The organism is Mucilaginibacter gotjawali, assembly GCF_002355435.1.
Taxonomy (GTDB): Bacteria; Bacteroidota; Bacteroidia; order Sphingobacteriales; family Sphingobacteriaceae; genus Mucilaginibacter; species Mucilaginibacter gotjawali.
In genome coordinates this window covers 3,231,895-3,251,142 of record NZ_AP017313.1, presented here as the reverse complement: position 1 = coordinate 3,251,142, position 19,248 = coordinate 3,231,895, and the positions used below count along the sequence as shown (strand labels likewise).

At 43.0% G+C, this 19,248-nt stretch carries 12 protein-coding genes, 1 pseudogene and 1 riboswitch; of the genes and pseudogenes, 4 read left to right on the top strand and 9 right to left on the bottom strand.

The window, feature by feature from the left end; translation table 11 throughout:
* The first annotated feature begins 35 nt into the window (after window positions 1–35).
* Window positions 36–1,748 (top strand): dihydrolipoamide acetyltransferase family protein, encoded by a 1,713-nt coding sequence (locus MgSA37_RS14510; protein WP_096352884.1) that lies wholly within the window; start codon window positions 36–38, stop codon window positions 1,746–1,748.
* Between the two features lie 268 nt (window positions 1,749–2,016).
* Here MgSA37_RS14510 and MgSA37_RS14505 read toward each other — a convergent pair whose 3' ends face one another.
* The 6 genes from MgSA37_RS14505 to MgSA37_RS14480 form a co-directional block, all read right to left on the bottom strand.
* A complete protein-coding gene (locus MgSA37_RS14505) occupies window positions 2,017–3,195 on the bottom strand; it encodes a glycosyltransferase family 87 protein (protein WP_096352883.1) in 1,179 nt (392 codons plus the stop codon).
* A gap of 55 nt (window positions 3,196–3,250) precedes the next feature.
* A complete protein-coding gene (locus tag MgSA37_RS14500) occupies window positions 3,251–5,380 on the bottom strand; it encodes an ATP-binding protein (RefSeq protein WP_096352881.1) in 2,130 nt (709 codons plus the stop codon).
* On the bottom strand, window positions 5,377–7,359 hold the full coding sequence (locus tag MgSA37_RS28820) for a tetratricopeptide repeat-containing sensor histidine kinase (protein ID WP_096352880.1): 1,983 nt from the start codon (window positions 7,357–7,359) through the stop codon (window positions 5,377–5,379). The genes MgSA37_RS14500 and MgSA37_RS28820 overlap by 4 nt, the downstream gene beginning before the upstream one ends.
* Window positions 7,360–7,525: 166 nt before the next feature.
* Window positions 7,526–8,761 carry a homoserine dehydrogenase gene (locus MgSA37_RS14490; RefSeq protein WP_096352879.1) on the bottom strand — a complete coding sequence of 412 codons (1,236 nt, stop codon included), beginning with the start codon at window positions 8,759–8,761 and terminating at the stop codon, window positions 7,526–7,528.
* Window positions 8,761–9,816 carry a homoserine O-acetyltransferase family protein gene (locus tag MgSA37_RS14485; protein ID WP_096352877.1) on the bottom strand — a complete coding sequence of 352 codons (1,056 nt, stop codon included), beginning with the start codon at window positions 9,814–9,816 and terminating at the stop codon, window positions 8,761–8,763. Before MgSA37_RS14485 ends, MgSA37_RS14490 begins: the two co-directional genes overlap by 1 nt.
* 100 nt (window positions 9,817–9,916) lie before the next feature.
* On the bottom strand, window positions 9,917–11,224 hold the full coding sequence (locus MgSA37_RS14480; RefSeq protein WP_096352876.1) for an O-acetylhomoserine aminocarboxypropyltransferase/cysteine synthase family protein: 1,308 nt from the start codon (window positions 11,222–11,224) through the stop codon (window positions 9,917–9,919).
* 243 nt (window positions 11,225–11,467) lie between these two features.
* Window positions 11,468–11,574: riboswitch (SAM riboswitch) on the bottom strand.
* Window positions 11,575–11,881: 307 nt separating this feature from the next.
* On the opposite strand from MgSA37_RS14480, the gene MgSA37_RS14475 reads away from it, so the two are divergent.
* From MgSA37_RS14475 to MgSA37_RS14465, 3 genes are all read left to right on the top strand, one after another.
* Window positions 11,882–12,388, top strand: coding sequence for a DinB family protein (locus MgSA37_RS14475; RefSeq protein ID WP_096352874.1), 507 nt, complete (start codon window positions 11,882–11,884; stop codon window positions 12,386–12,388).
* A gap of 90 nt (window positions 12,389–12,478) precedes the next feature.
* On the top strand, window positions 12,479–12,964 hold the full coding sequence (locus tag MgSA37_RS14470) for a DinB family protein (protein WP_096352873.1): 486 nt from the start codon (window positions 12,479–12,481) through the stop codon (window positions 12,962–12,964).
* Between the two features lie 125 nt (window positions 12,965–13,089).
* On the top strand, window positions 13,090–13,722 hold the full coding sequence (locus MgSA37_RS14465; RefSeq protein WP_096352871.1) for a hypothetical protein: 633 nt from the start codon (window positions 13,090–13,092) through the stop codon (window positions 13,720–13,722).
* Between the two features lie 167 nt (window positions 13,723–13,889).
* Here the strand turns inward: MgSA37_RS14465 and MgSA37_RS14460 are convergent.
* The 3 genes and pseudogenes from MgSA37_RS14460 to mgtA form a co-directional block, all read right to left on the bottom strand.
* A pseudogene (locus MgSA37_RS14460) lies at window positions 13,890–14,831 on the bottom strand (IS256 family transposase, variant Zn-binding type); the annotation flags it as partial.
* A 370-nt stretch (window positions 14,832–15,201) separates the two neighbouring features.
* A complete protein-coding gene (locus tag MgSA37_RS14455; RefSeq protein ID WP_096352870.1) occupies window positions 15,202–16,317 on the bottom strand; it encodes a trans-sulfuration enzyme family protein in 1,116 nt (371 codons plus the stop codon).
* Between the two features lie 64 nt (window positions 16,318–16,381).
* Window positions 16,382–19,096: a magnesium-translocating P-type ATPase gene (gene mgtA / locus MgSA37_RS14450; protein ID WP_096352868.1), complete on the bottom strand. Its 2,715-nt coding sequence runs from the start codon at window positions 19,094–19,096 to the stop codon at window positions 16,382–16,384.
* Between the last annotated feature and the right edge of the window lie 152 nt (window positions 19,097–19,248).

The following is a 19,248-nucleotide window of genomic DNA, read 5'->3' as shown; positions in this document are numbered from 1 at the left end:
ACAGCTAATTTTGGGCTCTACGATAATTACTGTCTATGGCCCAATACAAACTGTTATTGCCTAAAATGGGGGAAAGTGTTGCGGAAGCAACTGTGATCAGATGGACCAAAAATCCGGGGGATCATGTGGAAGCAGACGATACAGTAATGGAGATCGCTACTGATAAAGTTGATTCTGAAGTACCATCACCAGTTTCAGGTAAATTGCTCGAACGGTTTTATAAAGATAACGATGTGGTGCAGGTTGGCGCGGTGATCGCGATCATTGAAACCGCCGACCCGGAGGAGATTGTTACACAAAAGGTAACAGTAAATGCCCCGGTGATCGAAGCCACACAAGCAACACCTCCTGTACCTGAAGTTCAAATTGCCGCCCCGGTGGCTGAAGTTCAGCAAGCTGCCCCGGTGGCAGAAGTACCTCCGCCGGTGTACCAGGCGCCGCAACCTGAAGCAAAGCCTGCTGAAGAATTGAAGCAACCTGTATTTGCCGAACAGCGGGAAGAATTGACACCGCCTGTACCGTATACCGAAAATCTTGATAGCAATGGCGGGCCGAAACCGGAAGATGGCCTTAAAAATGGTTTAAGGTTTTATTCTCCTTTAGTTAAGAATATAGCGGCCCAGGAAGGCATCAGCAACGCCGAACTCGATAAGATCCCGGGTACAGGTGCAGAAGGACGTTTAACAAAAGATGATCTGTTAAATTATATCGGGAACAGGTATACAATAACTTCGCCAACTACTGGTGCGCCCGTTGAAGCAACACCAACCGGAACCGATACAAATGGGCCGGAACCGGTTGCCGCGCCGACGGTACCTGAGCCGGTTACAAAGGCTCCTGTTACAGAACCGGTTTTTGAAGCTCCTCCGGTAGCGCCTGTATTTGAGGCTCCGAAACCTGAACCGGTTATTGAGGCCCCCAAACCAGCGCCTGTTTTTGAAGCGCCAAAACCAGAACACATTTTTGAACAACCTAAAGCTGAAGCAGTAAGTCAGCAAGCTGCGGAAAGCGCGGTTAAATCGTCGGTATCAATGTCCGGCAATGACGAGATCATTGAGATGGACAGGATGCGCCGGCTGATTGCCGATCACATGGTAATGAGCAAGCATACTTCGCCCCATGTAACTTCATTTGTGGAAGCCGATGTTACCAACCTGGTTTTATGGCGCGAGAAAATAAAAAACGCATTTGAAAAACGCGAAGGAGAGAAGATCACCTTTACACCTATATTTATTGAAGCAGTAGTAAGGGCGATAAAGGATATGCCGATGATCAATATTCAGGTTAATGGTACCCAGATCATTAAAAAGAAAGACATCAATATAAGTATGGCCACCGCTTTACCAAGTGGAAACCTTATTGTGCCGGTTATAAAAAGGGCAGATGAATTAAACCTGATCGGGCTTACAAAGTCTGTTAACGACCTGGCCAACCGTGCGCGCACCGGAAAATTGAAACCCGATGACGTACAGGGCGGTACTTTTACCATAACCAATGTGGGGTCCTTCGGCAACGTGATGGGTACGCCTATTATTAACCAGCCACAGGTGGCTATTTTGGCTGTCGGCGCGATAAAAAAGAAACCGGCGGTAATTGAAACCCTGCAGGGCGACATGATCGGCATCAGGCACATGATGTTTTTATCTTTATCCTATGACCATAGGGTAGTAGATGGTGCCCTTGGCGGATCCTTCGTTAGGAGGGTGGCTGATTACCTTGAAAACTGGGATCCGGGAAGAGAGATTTAATTATCTTATCAGCTGATTTACTGCAATACAGAAGGCTATTTATGACTAACATAAATAGCTTTTTTGTTTTTACCCGTCCACGTCGTTTTGTAGCAACCTGTTCAAATACGCACAGGCTATGGTTTGACGTGGCCTTTACGCTGTTTATTTGCCTGAAATAAACAGATAATAAATGGAAATCCTTATTAAAACATCACGCCTATCCTTTAGTGTTATAATTCGGCTATCGTGGTATCGGTTATTTAAGCGTTTTTACAGCAAAAGTATTTTAAAGCGCTGGTGCTTGTTTACCTTCAGTTTTCGTATCGAATTTACGGAAAATGGTTTCGTAAATGATCTTGAGCCAGATCAATACGCATGGCAGCGCCTTGAGTTTATAGGGGGTCACATAATTTACCCGGATGTAACGGGGAAACAGGTCTGACGGCGAAAGGCTTGTTAATAACAGCGCGAAAATAAATAAAAACAGCTCAAGCCGGTTAACCGGCCGGTCAAGGTTCATAAACCATATGGCAACACCTGCAAAGGCAATGATATAGGTGGGCGATTCGGACGAACTGCTAAAGATGATCACAAAAATAAGTGTAGAAGCCAGTAACAACAACTGGTAGGGAATAACCCTGTAATATTTTATCCGGGCATACCAGGCACCAAAAAGGATAATGCCGGGCACGATAACAGTAATGTTTGAGAGTTGCCGGTAGTTAAAGATATTACGGATAAGCCCCATCGCCGAAATATCCTGCAGGCTTGGCCCGATATTGCTTAAATTCTTTTTAACCAGGTCGCCGTACCAGTCATGGTAAGTTTTAATAATATAAGCAGGCGATGATATCAGCATGGGTAATAAAAACAAAACAACCGACCAAAATATCATGCTCAATATAAATTTGAGTTTGTTGTCCGAAAAGAAGAAGAAAGCCAGCCCAACTATGCCGTAAAGTTTGATGAATATGCCGAGGCAGATCATCAGTGCTGCCCAAAAATCCTTTTTATCCCGTATAAATACAAAACTCAGAATGATTAAAGCCCCGATTAATGGGTTAATCTCGACGTTGGCCGTAGAGGTCATTAATTCATGTGCGCAAATAAGCAAAACAGGCAGGTAATACCGGTTTTTTAAGGGGAGTAATTTGATAGCAATGTACAAGGCCCATGCATTAAACATTACCCAAAGTATTACCCCAAAACTATCGGGCAACAGGGCAAAGGGTGCCATCAAAAGGGCGAATACAGGGCCGTAATGATAAAGGTCGTTATAATGCTCCGGCTGGGGGCCAAACACTGTATGCAGGTGTATGGTATTGATAAAGCCGTATTTATAAACAAAATAATTGTTATGTATATGGTGGACAATAACGCTTTTTACTACAGCGAATAAACTCAGTCCAAAATAAAGGGTTAATACAAAAGGTCTGTTATAAACAAGTTTGGCGAGTTTCGACATCAGTGATGATTAACCGGGTTTGCCTGCAAATATAGTAAACCACTTTATAAGGTGTTTAAACTATCGGCAATTGAATAATAAACTCCGATCCTTCGCCTTCAACACTATTAACGGTTATACTTCCACCATGCCCATTAACCACAATATCATAAGTTAAGGATAAACCCAGGCCGGTGCCCTCACCCGTTGGTTTGGTTGTGAAAAATGGCTGCATAATTTTCCCTTTAATGCCTGCGGGAATGCCCACTCCATTATCTTTTACCCAGATGTTTAACTGCCCGTTTTCGAGGCAGGTAGTTACCGAAACTTCAGCTTTATAGCCTTCACCAGCGGTTTTTTGCTTTTTGTTAACGGCATAGAAGGCGTTGTTGAAAATATTGAGCAGTACACGCCCGATATCCTGGGGTACCACTTTTATTAGAGGGAGTTCTTCATCAAAATGCGTTATTGTTTCCGCATTGAATGACTTATCTTTTGAACGCAAACCATGGTACGAGAGGCGTAAATACTCGTTTGAAAGCGTATTGATATTAGTCGGTTCTTTCGTTCCGCTACCCGACTGGCTGTGCTGCAGCATGCCTTTTACAATGGCATCGGCACGCCGGCCATGATGGTTTATTTTTTCGAGATTTTGGGTAAGGTCACCTGCAATTGCAATTACCTCTTCCTTGTTGCCGGTTTCAGCTTCCTGTTTCAGTTCGTCCAGCAGTTCAATACTTACTTCCGAGAAGTTGTTGACGAAGTTGAGCGGGTTCTGTATCTCGTGGGCGATACCTGCTGTAAGTTCGCCCAGGGACGCCATTTTTTCTGCCTGGATGAGTTGTTGCTGCGTGGCTTTCAGGTTATCTAATGTGGTGCTTAGTTCGGCAGTGCGCTCTGCGACCTGTCGTTCCAGCGTTTCATTCTGATCGGCTAATAGTTGCTGTTTTTCCAGTTGGTATTGCAGGTTTTTGTCGGAAAGCGCCTGCACCTCGGCCAGGTTAATTTCCAGTGCGCTGTAAGTCATGGCAGTTTGTATAGCCAAAAAGATAGTCATCCCAATGGGCAGGCTGAGTAAGGTAAGGACAAATAGCACCTCCCCCGCAAAACCGGGAACACTGTTTTGCAAACCAAGCAGTACAAGGAACAATGAACTGCCTGTAATAATGAATATGGCGCCGCGCTGCTTATTTTTCCTTGCCAATATGGCCACCCGGATACACTCTATTGCATTGCATATGGGTATAAAGTAAAAAAACAAGATGGCTTCATATTCATTGTTAAAAAACATTGTAAGCAGGCAAATGCATGAGATAGCCAGGATAAGTTTAAGGACGACGCGATTGCGGTAACCGAAAATGGCATAGATAGTTAGCGGCAGAAAAATAAAACCTGCGAAGGTTAAGTTGCCCAGGTTATTTAGCCAGTATGCGGCAACCAGTGAATGCTGCGTTTGCAGCGTGACGTTGAGCCATGTATCGCACAGTAAAACGAAAGTTATACCGCTGTAATAAAGATGCGCTTTCTGACTGCGGTGGTAAAGGTATAAAATGATATGCGTAATGGTAAGGATAAAGAAAATCCCCATCAGCCACAGGTTTTCGCCGTTAACGCGGTCTATTTGAACTTCTTCCTCCTGGTAGTTTTTTATCGCATTAGTGTATTTATTAATACTGAAAATTAAAATATTGCTGCTATAAACAGTCGTGTGCAGGTGCATGTATTCCCCGGGCAGGATAAACTTAACGGCAATTACATGCGGCCCTGCCGATAGTTGAATGTTTTCAGGATAATTAAGTGGATTATAGGCTACCGGGGAGGCAGAAACAGTACCATAGCTTTTAAACAACTTTCCGTCCACATATACCTGCGATGCTACATTTTGATTGGCCATCAGTGCAAACTCATTTGTTTGCAGGGCAGTATCTATATTAAGATGGAGCCTTAGCCAGCAAGTTTGCCCGGGGTACTTAAAAGTGTAAAGTTCGGCACCCGGGTCAAATTGTGTCCACTCGTCGTCGTTATATGCGGGTAGGGCATATTGCGGTTTATCGCCCGTTTTAAACAGCCAACCATTCAGCACTGTATCAACCGCTGAAAGCTTACTGAGCTGAAATATATGTTTCCCCGCAGTTTGCGCAAACGAAAGATTTCCGTTTGCCAAAAGTAAAACGGCAGACAATAGCCAAATTTTATATAATTTCATATTAAAGGTATCGAAACCGTAATCTCTGTAAATATGTTTTCATTACTTTCAACGGTTATTAAACCGCCGTGTCCTTTCACCACCATATCATATGTTAATGAAAGGCCCAACCCCGTACCTTCACCGGTAGGCTTTGTGGTGAAAAATGGCTGCATGATCTTCTCTTTTATCGCTTCTGGTATGCCGATACCGTTATCCTTTACTTTGATAACCACCCGGCTGTTTTCAACGGTTGTAGAAACAGTTACTTCCGGCTTGTAACCTGTTCCGGCGGTTTTCGATTTCTGGTTAACCGCATAAAAAGCATTGTTAAACAGGTTGAGCAAAACGCGGCCAATGTCTTGCTGCACAATACTGATAACGGGTATATTTTCGTCAAAATGTGTCGTCATTTCGGCGTTAAAGCTTTTGTCTTTGGCTCGCAAACCGTGGTAGGAAAGTTTTAAAAACTCATCAGCCAAAATATTGATATTGGTAAACTGCCTTTCGCCGCTATGGTTGCGTGAATGCTGCAGCATGCCTTTCACAATAAAATCAGCCCGTTTGCCATGCTGGCTGATCTTTTGCTGGTTTTCTTTGATGTTTTGCGCGATGGCCTTTACTTCCTCCATATCGCCTTTGGAAATTTCCTGCTCCATTTCATCAATAAGTTCGGTATTTACTTCTGAAAAATTATTGACAAAATTGAGCGGGTTTTGGATCTCGTGGGCGATACCTGCGGTAAGTTCGCCAAGTGATGCCATTTTCTCGGACTGGATTAATTGGGTTTGGGTGTTTTTCAGATCAGACACTGTTTTTTCGAGGGCCTTGTGTTGCGCTTCAATTTGCCCGTTACGCTGCTCAAGCGCTTTATTTGCCTTTTTACGCTGGCCATTGGCAAATAAAAGTATGCCGGCGATCAACACAAAAACAGTTATAATACCTAATAGGGTATATCGCTGTACTTTGTTTTGGTAGGCTTGTTGGGCCGCTTCGGCATCGCGCTTTTGCTGCTCCTGGTTTAGCGTCAGGGTTTGTATCTGCAGCGTTTTTCGCTGACTGAATAAACTGTCCTGTGCTTTCAGCATGATCTGCTGGTAATCAAATGCATTTTTATAGTCGTTAACTAATCGGTACTGATCCTTCAATAGCATGCTTGCCTTCATTACCAGGTCGGGGTTTTTATTCAGGTTGGCTTCGTCCACAGCCTTTTTAGCAAAGTAGATGCATGAGTCGCGGCGCAACAATTGCTCGTACGCCTCTGCCATCCTTCGGTAGTCCTCGCTCAATAAGTAGTGATCGTCCATTTTGGGGATGCCCAATACACTTTTTCTGAAAAAGGCAATTGCCTTTACATAGTTTTTTCTCAGCATCTGCACAGCCCCAAAATTGCGGATCAGGTAGCCATCATTAGCGCTATGCTTATCTATATTGTAACCCTTTTTTGTATAATATTCTGCTGAGTCCGCCATCCGCTGATCAAGGTATTGCCTGGCAATATTGTTGTACGCCACCTGCATCAGATCAGTTAAATATGCTTTTTCTGCAGCGGCTTTAAACATAAATTGGTAAGCCAGGGCCTTTTTGTAATCCTTTAGTATGCCATAGTCCTGGCCAAGATTGTTGTAACACTGGGCTACGGCCCGCTGATCATTGATGGCAATGGCCTGGGGTAGCAGATCAAAAATGATCTTAAACGATTGTGGCAGGTCGCCTCTTCTGCTCAGGATTGTTGCGATACCCAATTGTGAGCGAACTTCTCCATCCTTATAATGAATTTTTCGGGAGAGCGCCAGTCCTTTTGTCAGACAGTTCATCCCCGAATCAGAATTGGTTGTAAGGAAAACGTAGGAGGCTTTGTTATTAAGGAGTTGTACCAGCGTGGTATCCTGCCTGTTTTTTCGATAGGCTTTTGTTAAACTGTCAACATTGTTTTTTTGCGCGGAGGCAACGCTCCATACCATTGTAAATAACAATACTAGCAATAGGTTTCTTCTCATAAAATCAGGGGATCGCAATAAATTGCTTTAAGGTAATACTTTTATCAATTTATAAACAAATAATATTTGCTTATAAACCTACCTTTCAATAGGATGCTTGTATGGCCATATATAAAAAAAGGCCCCATAAGGAGCCTTTTTTAAAAACTAAATAAACACAAAAATATCAGAGTACTTCAGCAGTTTGCTTTACTTCTGCAGCCAGGTTAACCCCTGCAAGCTGATCAGCAAAAGCGACGAAGGCTTTGTTTTCAGCTATCACCTGCTGGTTATCGATCAGGCTTTGCAGGTTGATCTTACCGATCACATATTTATAAGTGCCTGAATAATAGCGTTCGTGGATATGGGAAAAATTTAGCAATTCAACCAATTTCTCATCTTCATAGCGCAGGTAAATGTTCAGTTCTATATTATTGGTGAAATTCAAGTCTTTACGTTCCTTCGCTTTTTTGTATTCATACTGGTAATCGTACCGTAAAGCTGCTATATCTGACAATACCGCGGAGCCGGTTGGGTGGCCGCCCGCGCCCTTACCAAAAAAGAATTGCTGATCGGCAAAAGCAGCCTGTACAATTACGCCGTTATATTCGTATTCCACATTGTATAAAAACTCCTTATCGTTTACAAATTTTGGTAATACAAACAAGGCTACATGCCGGTCATCCAATTCTTTAGCTACTGGTACCAGCTTTATTTTAAGGTTTTTTTCGCGCGCATATTGCAGGTCGTAAGCGCTCAGGTTTTGGATGCCTAAATTAAATACGTCGTCGGGTTGTACAATTACACCATAGGCATGGGCAGCCGCAATCACCAGTTTGTATTTGGCATCATATCCGCCAACATCGCTCGTTGGGTCGGTTTCAGCAAATCCAAGATCCTGGGCCTGTTTTAGCGCTGAATCATAATCCAGGTTTTCAAGAAAGCCTTTTGAAAGGATATAGTTGGATGATCCGTTGAATATCCCGCTGATGGAATGCAGTAATTCATTGTCATAATATTCTTCCAGGTTGCGGATGATGGGGATACTGCCGCAAACCGCACCTTCGTATAATAGCGAAGTGCCGTATTTGTGCTGCAATGCGATCAATTCATCCAAATGCAGGGCGATCATTTTTTTGCTGGCCGATACTACATTTTTACCCGAACTCAATGCCCTCGATACAATTTCAAATGCAGCTTCGGTATCATTAATCAATTCAACAATGGTGTTGATCTCAGGGTGGTTTAACAACTCGTCCCTTTCGGTTGTAAATAAATGGGAGGGAAGAGAGCGTTCCTTATGCGGATCTTTTATGGCGATTTTTTTGATCTCCAGGTTTAGATTTTTGGTTTTAATAATGTCATACAAGCCCTGGCCAACTACGCCAAAGCCAAATAGCCCTATATTTAATTTTTTACTCATTACGCGGTACGTTGCAATTCAATTATTTTCCCTTTTACGTCTGTCTTAAAAAAGGAGGTGATTATGTTAGTTAATGCTTCTGTTTCAATTAAAAATCCATCATGCCCGTAAAAGGAATCCAATTCGGCAAAGGCTGATTTTGAGATATGCCTGAACAGGTATTGTTGTTCTTCAATAGGGAATAGTACATCTGATTTAATGCCGATAACCAGTGTGCGTGCTTTGATCAGGCTCAACGCCTTTTCAACCCCACGCCGGCCACGGCCTACGTTGTGCGAATCCATACTTTTGGACAGGTACCAGTAGCTGTATGCATTGAACCTGTTTACCAATTTTTCGCCCTGGTAATTCTGGTACGAGGATGCTTTATAACCATCAACAAGGCTGTCTTTTTCTTCCTGCTGGGTAATACCGTATGTTTTATAATTGCGATAGGATAGCAGTGCAATGCTCCGCGCCGCTTTCAATCCCTTTTTGCCGCCATCCGGTGTATTGGAATAAAATGTACGGTCAGCGCTGATGGCAAGGCGCTGCGACTCATTAAAGGCGATGCCCCAGGCTGAATGTTTAGCGTTTGTGGCTATAAGGATCAGGTTTTTAATGCGATCAGGTTCACTGATGGCCCATTCAGCGGCCTGTTGTCCTCCTAATGATCCGCCTAAAAGTATTTCGATATGATCGATCTGCAAATGATCAGCTAACAGCTGATGGGCTTTCACCATATCCCTAACTGTAAATTGAGGAAATGCCAGATAAAACGGGTGACCTGTAACCGGGTTGATGCTCAGCGGATTAGTACTGCCATAAGCAGAGCCGATGATGTTGGCACAAACAATAAAATATTCAGCGGGGTTAAAATGGTCGTGTTCACCAAAAAGCCCTTTCCACCAGTCAAAAACATCCGAGTTTGCGGTAAGTGCATGGCAAACCCAAACAACGTTGTCGCGGTTTTTATTTAAAGTTCCGTAGGTATTAAATCCAATCTGGAGTTCAGGCAATTGCTTGCCCGACTCCAGTTTGAATGACTTATTGTATTTAAATATTTCTGTATTCATTTTTTATTTTGTCATTGGCCTTTAGTGATTAGAGACCGGAGACTAGAGATTAGTTTGACTAACGCCCATCTACTTGCATCTAATCTCCAGTGCCTAATCTCTACTCAACTAATCTCCCAAATGCCTGTTCAAAGTCTGCTTTAATATCATCAATATGTTCAAGCCCGACAGCTACGCGTAGCTGGTTTGGTAAAACACCTGCCGATAATTGTTCTTCGTCTGAAAGTTGCTGGTGGGTGGTTGCTGATGGCTGTATGATCAGCGTTTTTGCATCGCCCACGTTAGCAAGATGGCTAACCAACTTCAAATTGTCAATTACTGTACCCGCATTTTCTTTATCTCCTTTTACCTGGAAAGTTAATACCGCGCCAAAGCCATTTTTTAGGTATTTTTTGCCAAGGGCATGGTGCGGTGAAGACGGCAAGCCGGGATAGTTTACACTTTCAACTGCGGGGTGCTGGTCTAGCCATTTGGCCAACTCAAGGGTATTGTCCACGTGACGCTGAACACGCAGGGATAGCGTTTCCAGTCCCTGTATATTCAACCATGCATTAAATGGCGATTGAGATGGCCCGAAATCACGCAAACCCTCAACACGCGCCCGGATAATGAACTGAATATTGCCAAAAGGGCCACCGATGCCAAATACATCAGCGAATACCAGGCCATGATACCCTTCAGAAGGTTCGGTAAATTGCGGGAATTTGCCATTACCCCAATTATAATTACCGCCGTCAATAATTGCTCCGCCTATGCTTGTTCCGTGTCCGCCAATCCATTTCGTAGTCGACTCAACCACTACATTGGCGCCGTGCTCCAGCGGGCGGAATAAATAACCACCTGCACCAAAGGTATTGTCAACGATCAGCGGCAGGTCGTATTTCCTGGCAAGCTCAGCAACCTTGTCAAAATCAGCGATATTGAAGCCCGGGTTACCTATGGTTTCCAGGTAGATGGCCCTGGTTTTATCGTCAATCAATTTTTCAAGGTTCTCCGCAGTATCATCTTTCGCAAAGCGTGCGTCGATGCCTAAGCGTTTAAAGGCTACTTTAAACTGGTTGTATGTTCCGCCGTAAAGGAATGGGGAGGTAACAAAATTATCGCCAACCTGCAATATATTATTTAAAGCTATGAACTGTGCCGCCTGGCCTGAGGCTGTTGCTAAAGCCGCCACACCGCCTTCCAAAGCAGCGATGCGTTTCTCGAAAACATCCGTGGTGGGGTTCATCAGTCGGGTGTAAATATTTCCAAATTCTTTTAATGCAAAAAGATTGGCGCCATGCTCGGCATTTTTAAATACGTAGGACGTAGTTTGATAAAGCGGTACGGCGCGTGAACCTGTAGTTGGATCGGCCTCCTGGCCGGCATGTAATTGAAGTGTTTCGAATTTTAAGTTTTCAGCAGACATGATTTTTAAATTTAATGGTGAATGATTTGTTTACAGACTTGTTCACAAAGGATTATAAATCCTTTTGTGAAAACACGTATTTTTTCGGGAAAGAGAAAATGAAAACGTGTTAAGGATCAGCAACAGCAACACATGCACATATTACAGTTATAGGCATAACTATAAATATATACGGGTTGGATTACCTGTTGGCCCCTAAAAATGGTTTGAATAATGTTGTAAATCAGACTTTTCATGGTTATTAATTTATATTCCCCGGGATATTTACCGGGCCAGGAATTGGCACCTTCTCTTTTTGAGGGTTGCCAGCGGGTCATTGAGCCTGATCTCTCGCCGCTTCTTTATAAATCAAAACCTGTGTGAGAGGTAATGATCATGGTACTGCTACCAAATATTGTTTCAAAGATAAGGTAGTATTTGTTAATATTCCAAATTAAATTTCATTTTTGAGTCCGAAAAGACGGAAAAGTCCGGAAGTCCGAAAGAAAAAAGGCACCTAACCTCACTGATCACTTTATCTATTTTCAACATTACAACTTTTCAACATTCCAACTTTCCAACAATCACCCTGTCGCAAAAAGCCCCTTACATTGGCGTATTTACACCTAACAGGTGTTGTAATATTCTGCTACATTTGGGTAATCAATTTAAAAAACCATGTCAGCAAAAAAAGTATTACTTGACCAGTACGATCTGCATAACGTATTATATAACAATGTTTTGGCAGATATTACAGATGCAGAGTCAGGCAAATGCATCGCCGACCCGATGAACTGTGTTAAGTGGCTTGCCGGCCACCTGGCCTGGGCCCAGCTTAATTTGGGCAATATAGGGGGCGTTCCGGTCGACTTTGCATGGCGCGATCATTTTCATACCAAACAAGGCGCAACGCCGCAGGACCTGGACGCAACGCCAAGTGAATTGCCAGCTTTACAACAGATCAAAGACAAATGGAACGAAATGGGGCCGGTGATAAGAAACGGGTTAGAAAACCTTCCGGATGCTGCGCTGGATACGGTAATCAACATACCACATCCTATATTTCCCTTTGATAATACGCTCGGCGGTTTGTGGGCGTTTATAAATCACCACCAGGCTTATACCATCGGCCAGATCGGTATTTTAAGAAGGGGCTTGAATAAGGATGCTATGAAATATTCTTGAGTTCATAGTTGATGGTTCATAGTAGCTTCGGCAATACGATTTAATAGTGTATTTGTTGGGCTACATGTTTTACTAAAAAAACGAAAATATATGTCAGCGAAAGATCAATTACTCATTCAGTATGATTTACATACTACGTTGTTTAACAATGTTTTAGTGGATATAAATGAAGAAGAAGCTGAGGTGAGGCTTGCACCAGGGATCAATCATGTCAAATGGCTTGCGGGGCATTTGGTGTGGGGGCAGTTGGGTTTGGCAAGGATGGGCAATGTACAGGTAGATATTCCATGGACCGATCATTTTAATACACAGCTAACCGAACCTGTAAGTGCCTCAATTAAAATGCCCTCGCTGGAAGAAATTAAAGCGGAATGGAATAAATATACCGGACCGATCCGCGAAGGGCTGGAACAAATGCCCGAAGAAGCCTTAAATAGCCCAATCGAATTTCCCTTGCCTGCTTTTAAGACAACGGAAAGTTTGTGGACATTCATCAATCATCACCAGGCGTATACCATTGGCCAGATAGGGATTTTACGGAGGGCTTTGGGTAAGGAGGCGATGAAATATCGTTGAGCAGGCGAAAGTCGGAAGTTTAAGATTTATGCCTTTTATCTTTTTTATTTGATATAGTTAATAAAAAACATCATTAATGTTTACATTAGTAATACGGATAAAATCTAACACACCTCAACTTTTTTATGAAAGTACGTTCAACCATTCTTTCTATAATACTTTTTTGCATTGTAATAAAAACGAAAGGTCAATCAGAACCCATAGAAAAGCAATGGGTTAAAGAGGATTCTGTTTTTATTCAAAATCTTGCGAAAATTTATAAAGAAAATCCTCTAAAATTAACACAAATATTATCGTATCAGGGGAACAAACGAGAGAAACTTGGATTCGATTACTATTTAATAAGTGGAAGCAACGGAAAGGGTTATGTAAGTGTATTTTATCAGTTTGTTTATTATAAAAACGAAGTTGTTAGTTTTAAGCTTGATCCCCAAATGCCAGGGGATGCAAGATTAATAGTTAGGTATGCTAGATTTTATAGTCAACTATTTAATATTAATAAAGATCATTTACCTGAACCTTTGTACTTTGGGTATAAAGAGATGAGCAAACCCATTAATGGGTTTTCAGGAGCATTTTTCGCGGACGGTGATATTCGGTTTTTTATGACACCGTATTCTGGTATAATGTATGGAGACAACGGCGGAGACCCAATTTCAGCGCTTCAAAATCGAGTTAATTATCTGAAAATAAAAAAACGCATCACACCACAAATATGTGAGTTACTTTTAGGTAATGTGGTCAAAAATGGTTGGTGATAATTTGCAGAAAAAGTATTAAATAGGCCTTGTAGATCAGAAGAGGAAACAGGCGCTGCCGGAGGGCAACTTGTCAGCAATATGATTTACAGGAATAAAGCCAGAGCCGCTCCGAAGCATCGGACCGGCTTTTTTTATTGGCTGGTTCCTCCAATGGCTAAGAAAACTCATTTACCGTTATTCTTAAAATGCAGATACCATTTGATGAAGTTTCGTTTGGCTTTTGGCCGCAGGCCGCGATGAACGTCGAGCTTTTCTTTCAGATGTCCGAAGAATGATTCAAGGCGATTGGTAGTATAAGGAATTTGCGGATCATCCAGGTAGTGAAACATATTGGGTATCGCTTTAATAATCAGGCTTGCCGTTTGACGCAGCATCTTATGCCTGTACCAATATCTGCCGGTATCCGGGTTAAATGCTTTCTCATTAACATAGAACTTACTTCTTTCATACCAGTGGTAAATATCTGCCAGCCATTGATTGCTTTGTTCATAGGTCCTTAAATAAGTGATTTGTTTGGATAAGTATAACAGTTGCTGTGCAACCGGAGCCTTAGGATTCTTTGTAAGCCAGGTTTGGCTTTGGCGTTTAATGTGTACCAGGCATCGCTGGATCAATACATTTGGATAGACTTTACGGATAGCTTTTAATAGTGCTTTGTGCCCGTCGCAGGTGATACTAGCTATATTAACACCAAGCTTCTTTAGATTCTCCAGATCCTCCTGCATTTGTTCATAGCGCTCCTGATCAGTCATCCGGTAAAGCTGGGTATAACGGATATCATGATCGTAGTAAAGCACAAGACAAAGATCGTTTGGAAAGTAAGTTGCATCAATCAGCAGGTGTGCCTTTACCTTGCTTTTAATCCGTACTTCAGGTGCCTGCTCCAGGTAATAATGGAACAAGCGCTGTATGCTGCTTTGCGATAATCCACTGTCACGAACCAGGTATTTATAAACCTGCCGCTCGCTGACCCACTTCTCAAACCAAATAAATTGATTGCTGTAAGCGACCCCGGAGTTCGATCGGGTAAACATCATGCCGCAGGATTTGCACTTAAACCGCTGCCTGTCATTGCGTTTACCCCAGCCAATAACTGTCAGGCTACCGCAGGCCCAACACGCGTTTTTTTAACACTTTTCATAAACGAAAAAAGTCAATTGAAACCATTTTCAATTAACTCAATGTATTTATTTGATAGCCTGTTAGTTACAATGATTTTACCAACCATTTTTGACCACATTATCTACTTTTATATAGTAAGAACCCGGCTACCAGGTTGTCGGCAATAGAATATTATTATCAGAACAAAAATCGTTTTATCGAACACAAAGATAGGCTGGAAAATAGGATAAGAATAATATTCCATGAGTTACCCGTAGTGCCAACAATGAGTGCTGATTTGGTAATAACAGAAAATGCTAGGGATTTAGTAAACAGTTTAGTAGAAAATAGGCATTAGATTGTCAAAAAAACCTTTTACCCAAGCGCCTTCGCCATATCGGCCACCAAATCATCAATGTGCTCCAGCCCAACCGAAACCCTCAGTAAATTGAATGGCGTTTTGGTATCAGGGCCCTCCATTGTAGCCCTATGCTCAATTAAACTTTCCACGCCGCCCAGGCTGGTGGCTCTTGTAAATATTTTAAGGCTGTTGATAACGCGCCGGGCTTCTTCTTCGCCGCCATTTAAACAGAATGACAGCATCCCGCCAAAGCTATCCATTTGCGCTTTTGCAATTTCATGCTGCGGGTGCGATGGTAAACCCGGATACATCACCTGTTCAACTTTTGGATGTTTCTCCAAATATTCGGCCAGTAACTGCGCGTTGTGTACATGGCCACGCATACGATAGGGTAGTGTTTTCATACTGCGCACCAGCATATAACAATCCATGGGCGCGGGGATAGCGCCGCCATATTCCTGCACCTGGCGGATTTTGGCCCACCAATCACTTTTTTCTTTGGTGATAAGGGCGCCTCCCATCAGGTCGCTGTGGCCGCCAAAATACTTGGTGCAGGAGTGCATCACCAAATCGGCGCCCAATTCCAAAGGCCGCTGGCACACTGGTGTTGCAAAAGTGTTGTCGCAAGCTACTTTTATGCCATGTGTTTTTGCGATATTTACCACTTTTTTGATGTCGGTGATTTTGAGCAAAGGGTTTGATGGGGTTTCAATCCAGATCAGCCCGGTATGCGGCATAATGTGCTGCTGTAGCACATCGCTGTTGTTTATATCGACAAAATCAAATTCCAAAATACCGGCAAACAGGTTTTTAAGCTGGTTGCGCAGGCCATGGTACATATCGTCGGGCGCTATGATGTGCGTGCCCGGCTCCAGCGATTGGAAAACCGACATTCCTGCCGCATTACCCGATGAAAATGAAGCCGCATCAGCACCGCTCTCCAGTTTTGCGAGCAGATTTTCAAGCAGCGCACGATTAGGGTTGCTGGCCCTGCTGTAAATATGACCGCCCGGGAAAGTGCCGTCTACAGCCCTTTCGAAGGTGGTTGATAATACAATGGGCTGAATTACTGCTTTTGAGGAGGCATCAACGTGATTGCCTGCATGAATGGCGATGGTTTCGATCTTCATAATATGCAAACATATTAAAAATCGAAACCATCAGTCCATCAAATAATGTTGATTTATATAAATATTACAGCCACTGGTCAAATTTCCGGATAAACCAGCCTTTTATCAGCTGCGTTAAAAAGCAATAGCCTAATAAAATGGCCACCAATAACGGGAAAAATAAAAATGGCATTGCCTGCAGTTTAAATGCACCTGCCAGCGGCGAAAACGGCAGATAAATCCCGATAGCCATAATAGCCGCTGTTAGCGCTATAACAGGAAACGTGGCCCTGCTTTGTATAAACGGTATTTTGCGGGTTCGGATCATGTGAATAATAAGGGTTTGCGACAATAAACTTTCAATAAACCAGCCCGTTTGGAAAAATTGTGCGTGTTGCGGCGAATTAGCTTTAAATACAAACCACAAAACAGCAAACGTAGCGTAATCAAATATCGAGCTGATGGGCCCTACATAAAGCATAAACTTGCCTATACCGCTGGCATCCCATTTACGCGGGGTAACGATATAGTCGTCATCCATCGTATCCCATGGTATCGAGATCTGGGAAATATCATACAATAAATTATTAATCAGGATCTGTATCGGCAGCATGGGTAAAAACGGCAGCAAGGCGCTGGCGCCCAGCATACTAAACATATTGCCAAAATTACTGCTGGCCGTCATTTTAATATATTTAATGATATTGCCAAACGTTCTGCGCCCATAAATAACCCCTTTGCGCAAAACCATCAGGTCCTTTTCCAATAAAATAATATCGGCGCTTTCTTTTGCAATATCCACGGCAGTATCAACTGAGATCCCGACGTCCGCATCCCGCAGGGCTGCCGCATCGTTTATGCCATCGCCCATAAAACCAACTGTATGGCCTTTTGCCTGCAATACCTTTACCACCCTTGATTTTTGGATCGGGCTTAATTTTGCCAGGATACTTACATCATCAATCTGGCTGGTAAGTTCTTCGTCGGTCATGGTTTCCAGGTCGCGGCCCAATAAAATATGCGAAAAAGGGATGCCTACGTCCTTACATATTTTTTTGGCGACAATTTCATTGTCCCCGGTAAGTACTTTAACAGTTATCCCCAATTTATGCAGGGCTTTAATGGCCAGCCCGGCAGATGGTTTTGCGGGATCTAAAAAGCCGATAAAGCCAGTGAGGATCATATTGCTTTCATCAGCTTTGCTGTAATTTAGCGGGCGTTCCTCGTATTCCTTTACGGCAACCAAAAGTACCCTCAGACCCTCTTCGTTCAGTTGTTGTGTTTTCTCCAGCACAATTTTCCGCATTTTGTCATCCATCGGGATCACATCATCCTTTTCAATTTGCAGGCTGTCATCCTCGCCGGGATCAAAGGCATGTGTACACAGATCGAGCACTTCTTCTACGGCGCCTTTGCAAATCAGCAGGTGTTTATGGTTTTTCCCTTCAAGGATCACTGACATCCGCCTCCGCTGAAAATCAAAAGGGATCTCATCGATTTTTTCATAGGACTCGCCTTCTTTTAAGCAGGAGTGGATATCGACGTGCTCCAAAACAGCCACATCCAGCAGGTTTTTAAGCCCGGTTTGATGGAAGCTGTTGAGGTATGCCCATTTCATCACTTCGTTATCTTCAAACCCGTAAACGTTGAGGTGTCTTTCCAAAACAATTTTGTCCATGGTGAGCGTACCCGTTTTATCGGTACACAGGATATCCATGGCGCCAATATTCTGGATAGCATTCAGTCGTTTCACCACAACTTTTCTTTTCGACATATTTACAGCGCCTTTGGCCAGGTTGGCGGTAACAATCATGGGCAGCATCGCCGGAGTTAAACCCACGGCGATAGAAATACCAAACAGGAAAGCCTCCAGCCAATTGTGTTTGGTAATACCGTTGATCACAAAAACCAGCGGTACCATCACCAGCATAAAACGGATGAGAAGGTAGCTTACGCTGTTAACGCCTTTATCAAAACTTGTTTCGGCCCGTTTACCCACCAATGATTTTGATAGCGAACCAAAATAAGTTTCCTCGCCGGTATTAACTACTGTAGCTATGGCCGTACCACTAACCACGTTGGTGCCCATAAAACAAACATTATTCAGTTCCAGTGGGGATTGTTTTGCGGCGCCGGGTACGGCATCTCCTGTTTTTTCAACCGGGATAGCCTCACCCGTAAGCATCGACTGGCTTACAAATAAATCTTTTGATTGCAGAATACGTATATCCGAAGGAATCATATCCCCGGCAGAAAGCTGGATGATATCACCCGGCACTAATTCCTTGATGTCTATTTCTTCTTTCCCTTCGGCTCTTAGTACTGTAGCAGTGGTTTTTACCATTGATTTTAGCTTTTCGGCTGCCTGATTGCTCCTGAACTCTTGTACAAAACGCAACAAAACGCTGATCAGCACCATCGTACTGATCACTGCTACTGTGGTATAATCCCGTTCGCCGGGCTTTTGGATGATCACATCGGTAATCAGCGAAACCACCGCCAGGATAAATAATACGCCGATAAACGGATCAATAAAAGCCTGTAATAATTGAATGTACCAGGCCGGGGCCTTTTCGTTTACTATTTCGTTTAATCCAAACACTTCCAGGCGGTCATGTACCTCCTCTGCGGAAAGTCCGGTAATTCTGCTTTCCAGCAGGGTGAGCGATTTTCCATTGGCACAAACAGCCACGCTTTTTAGTTTGGCTATTGACGCAGTATCAAATTCCTGTGGATTGGTTTTTTTGTTTCGCTGAATGAAACTGTATTTTTTTATTTTTTCTTTTATAGCAGTTGCCATATTAGCTCCCCCTCATCATGTTAAAGCTGCACTTAGGCTAAGCGCAATTAGTATTCAATTTTTCTGATATTTTACCCAATCACAGGCTTTACCTGCAATAATATAATGTGTTATTGACTTTTAACATTAACATTATATTAAGTTATTGCCGG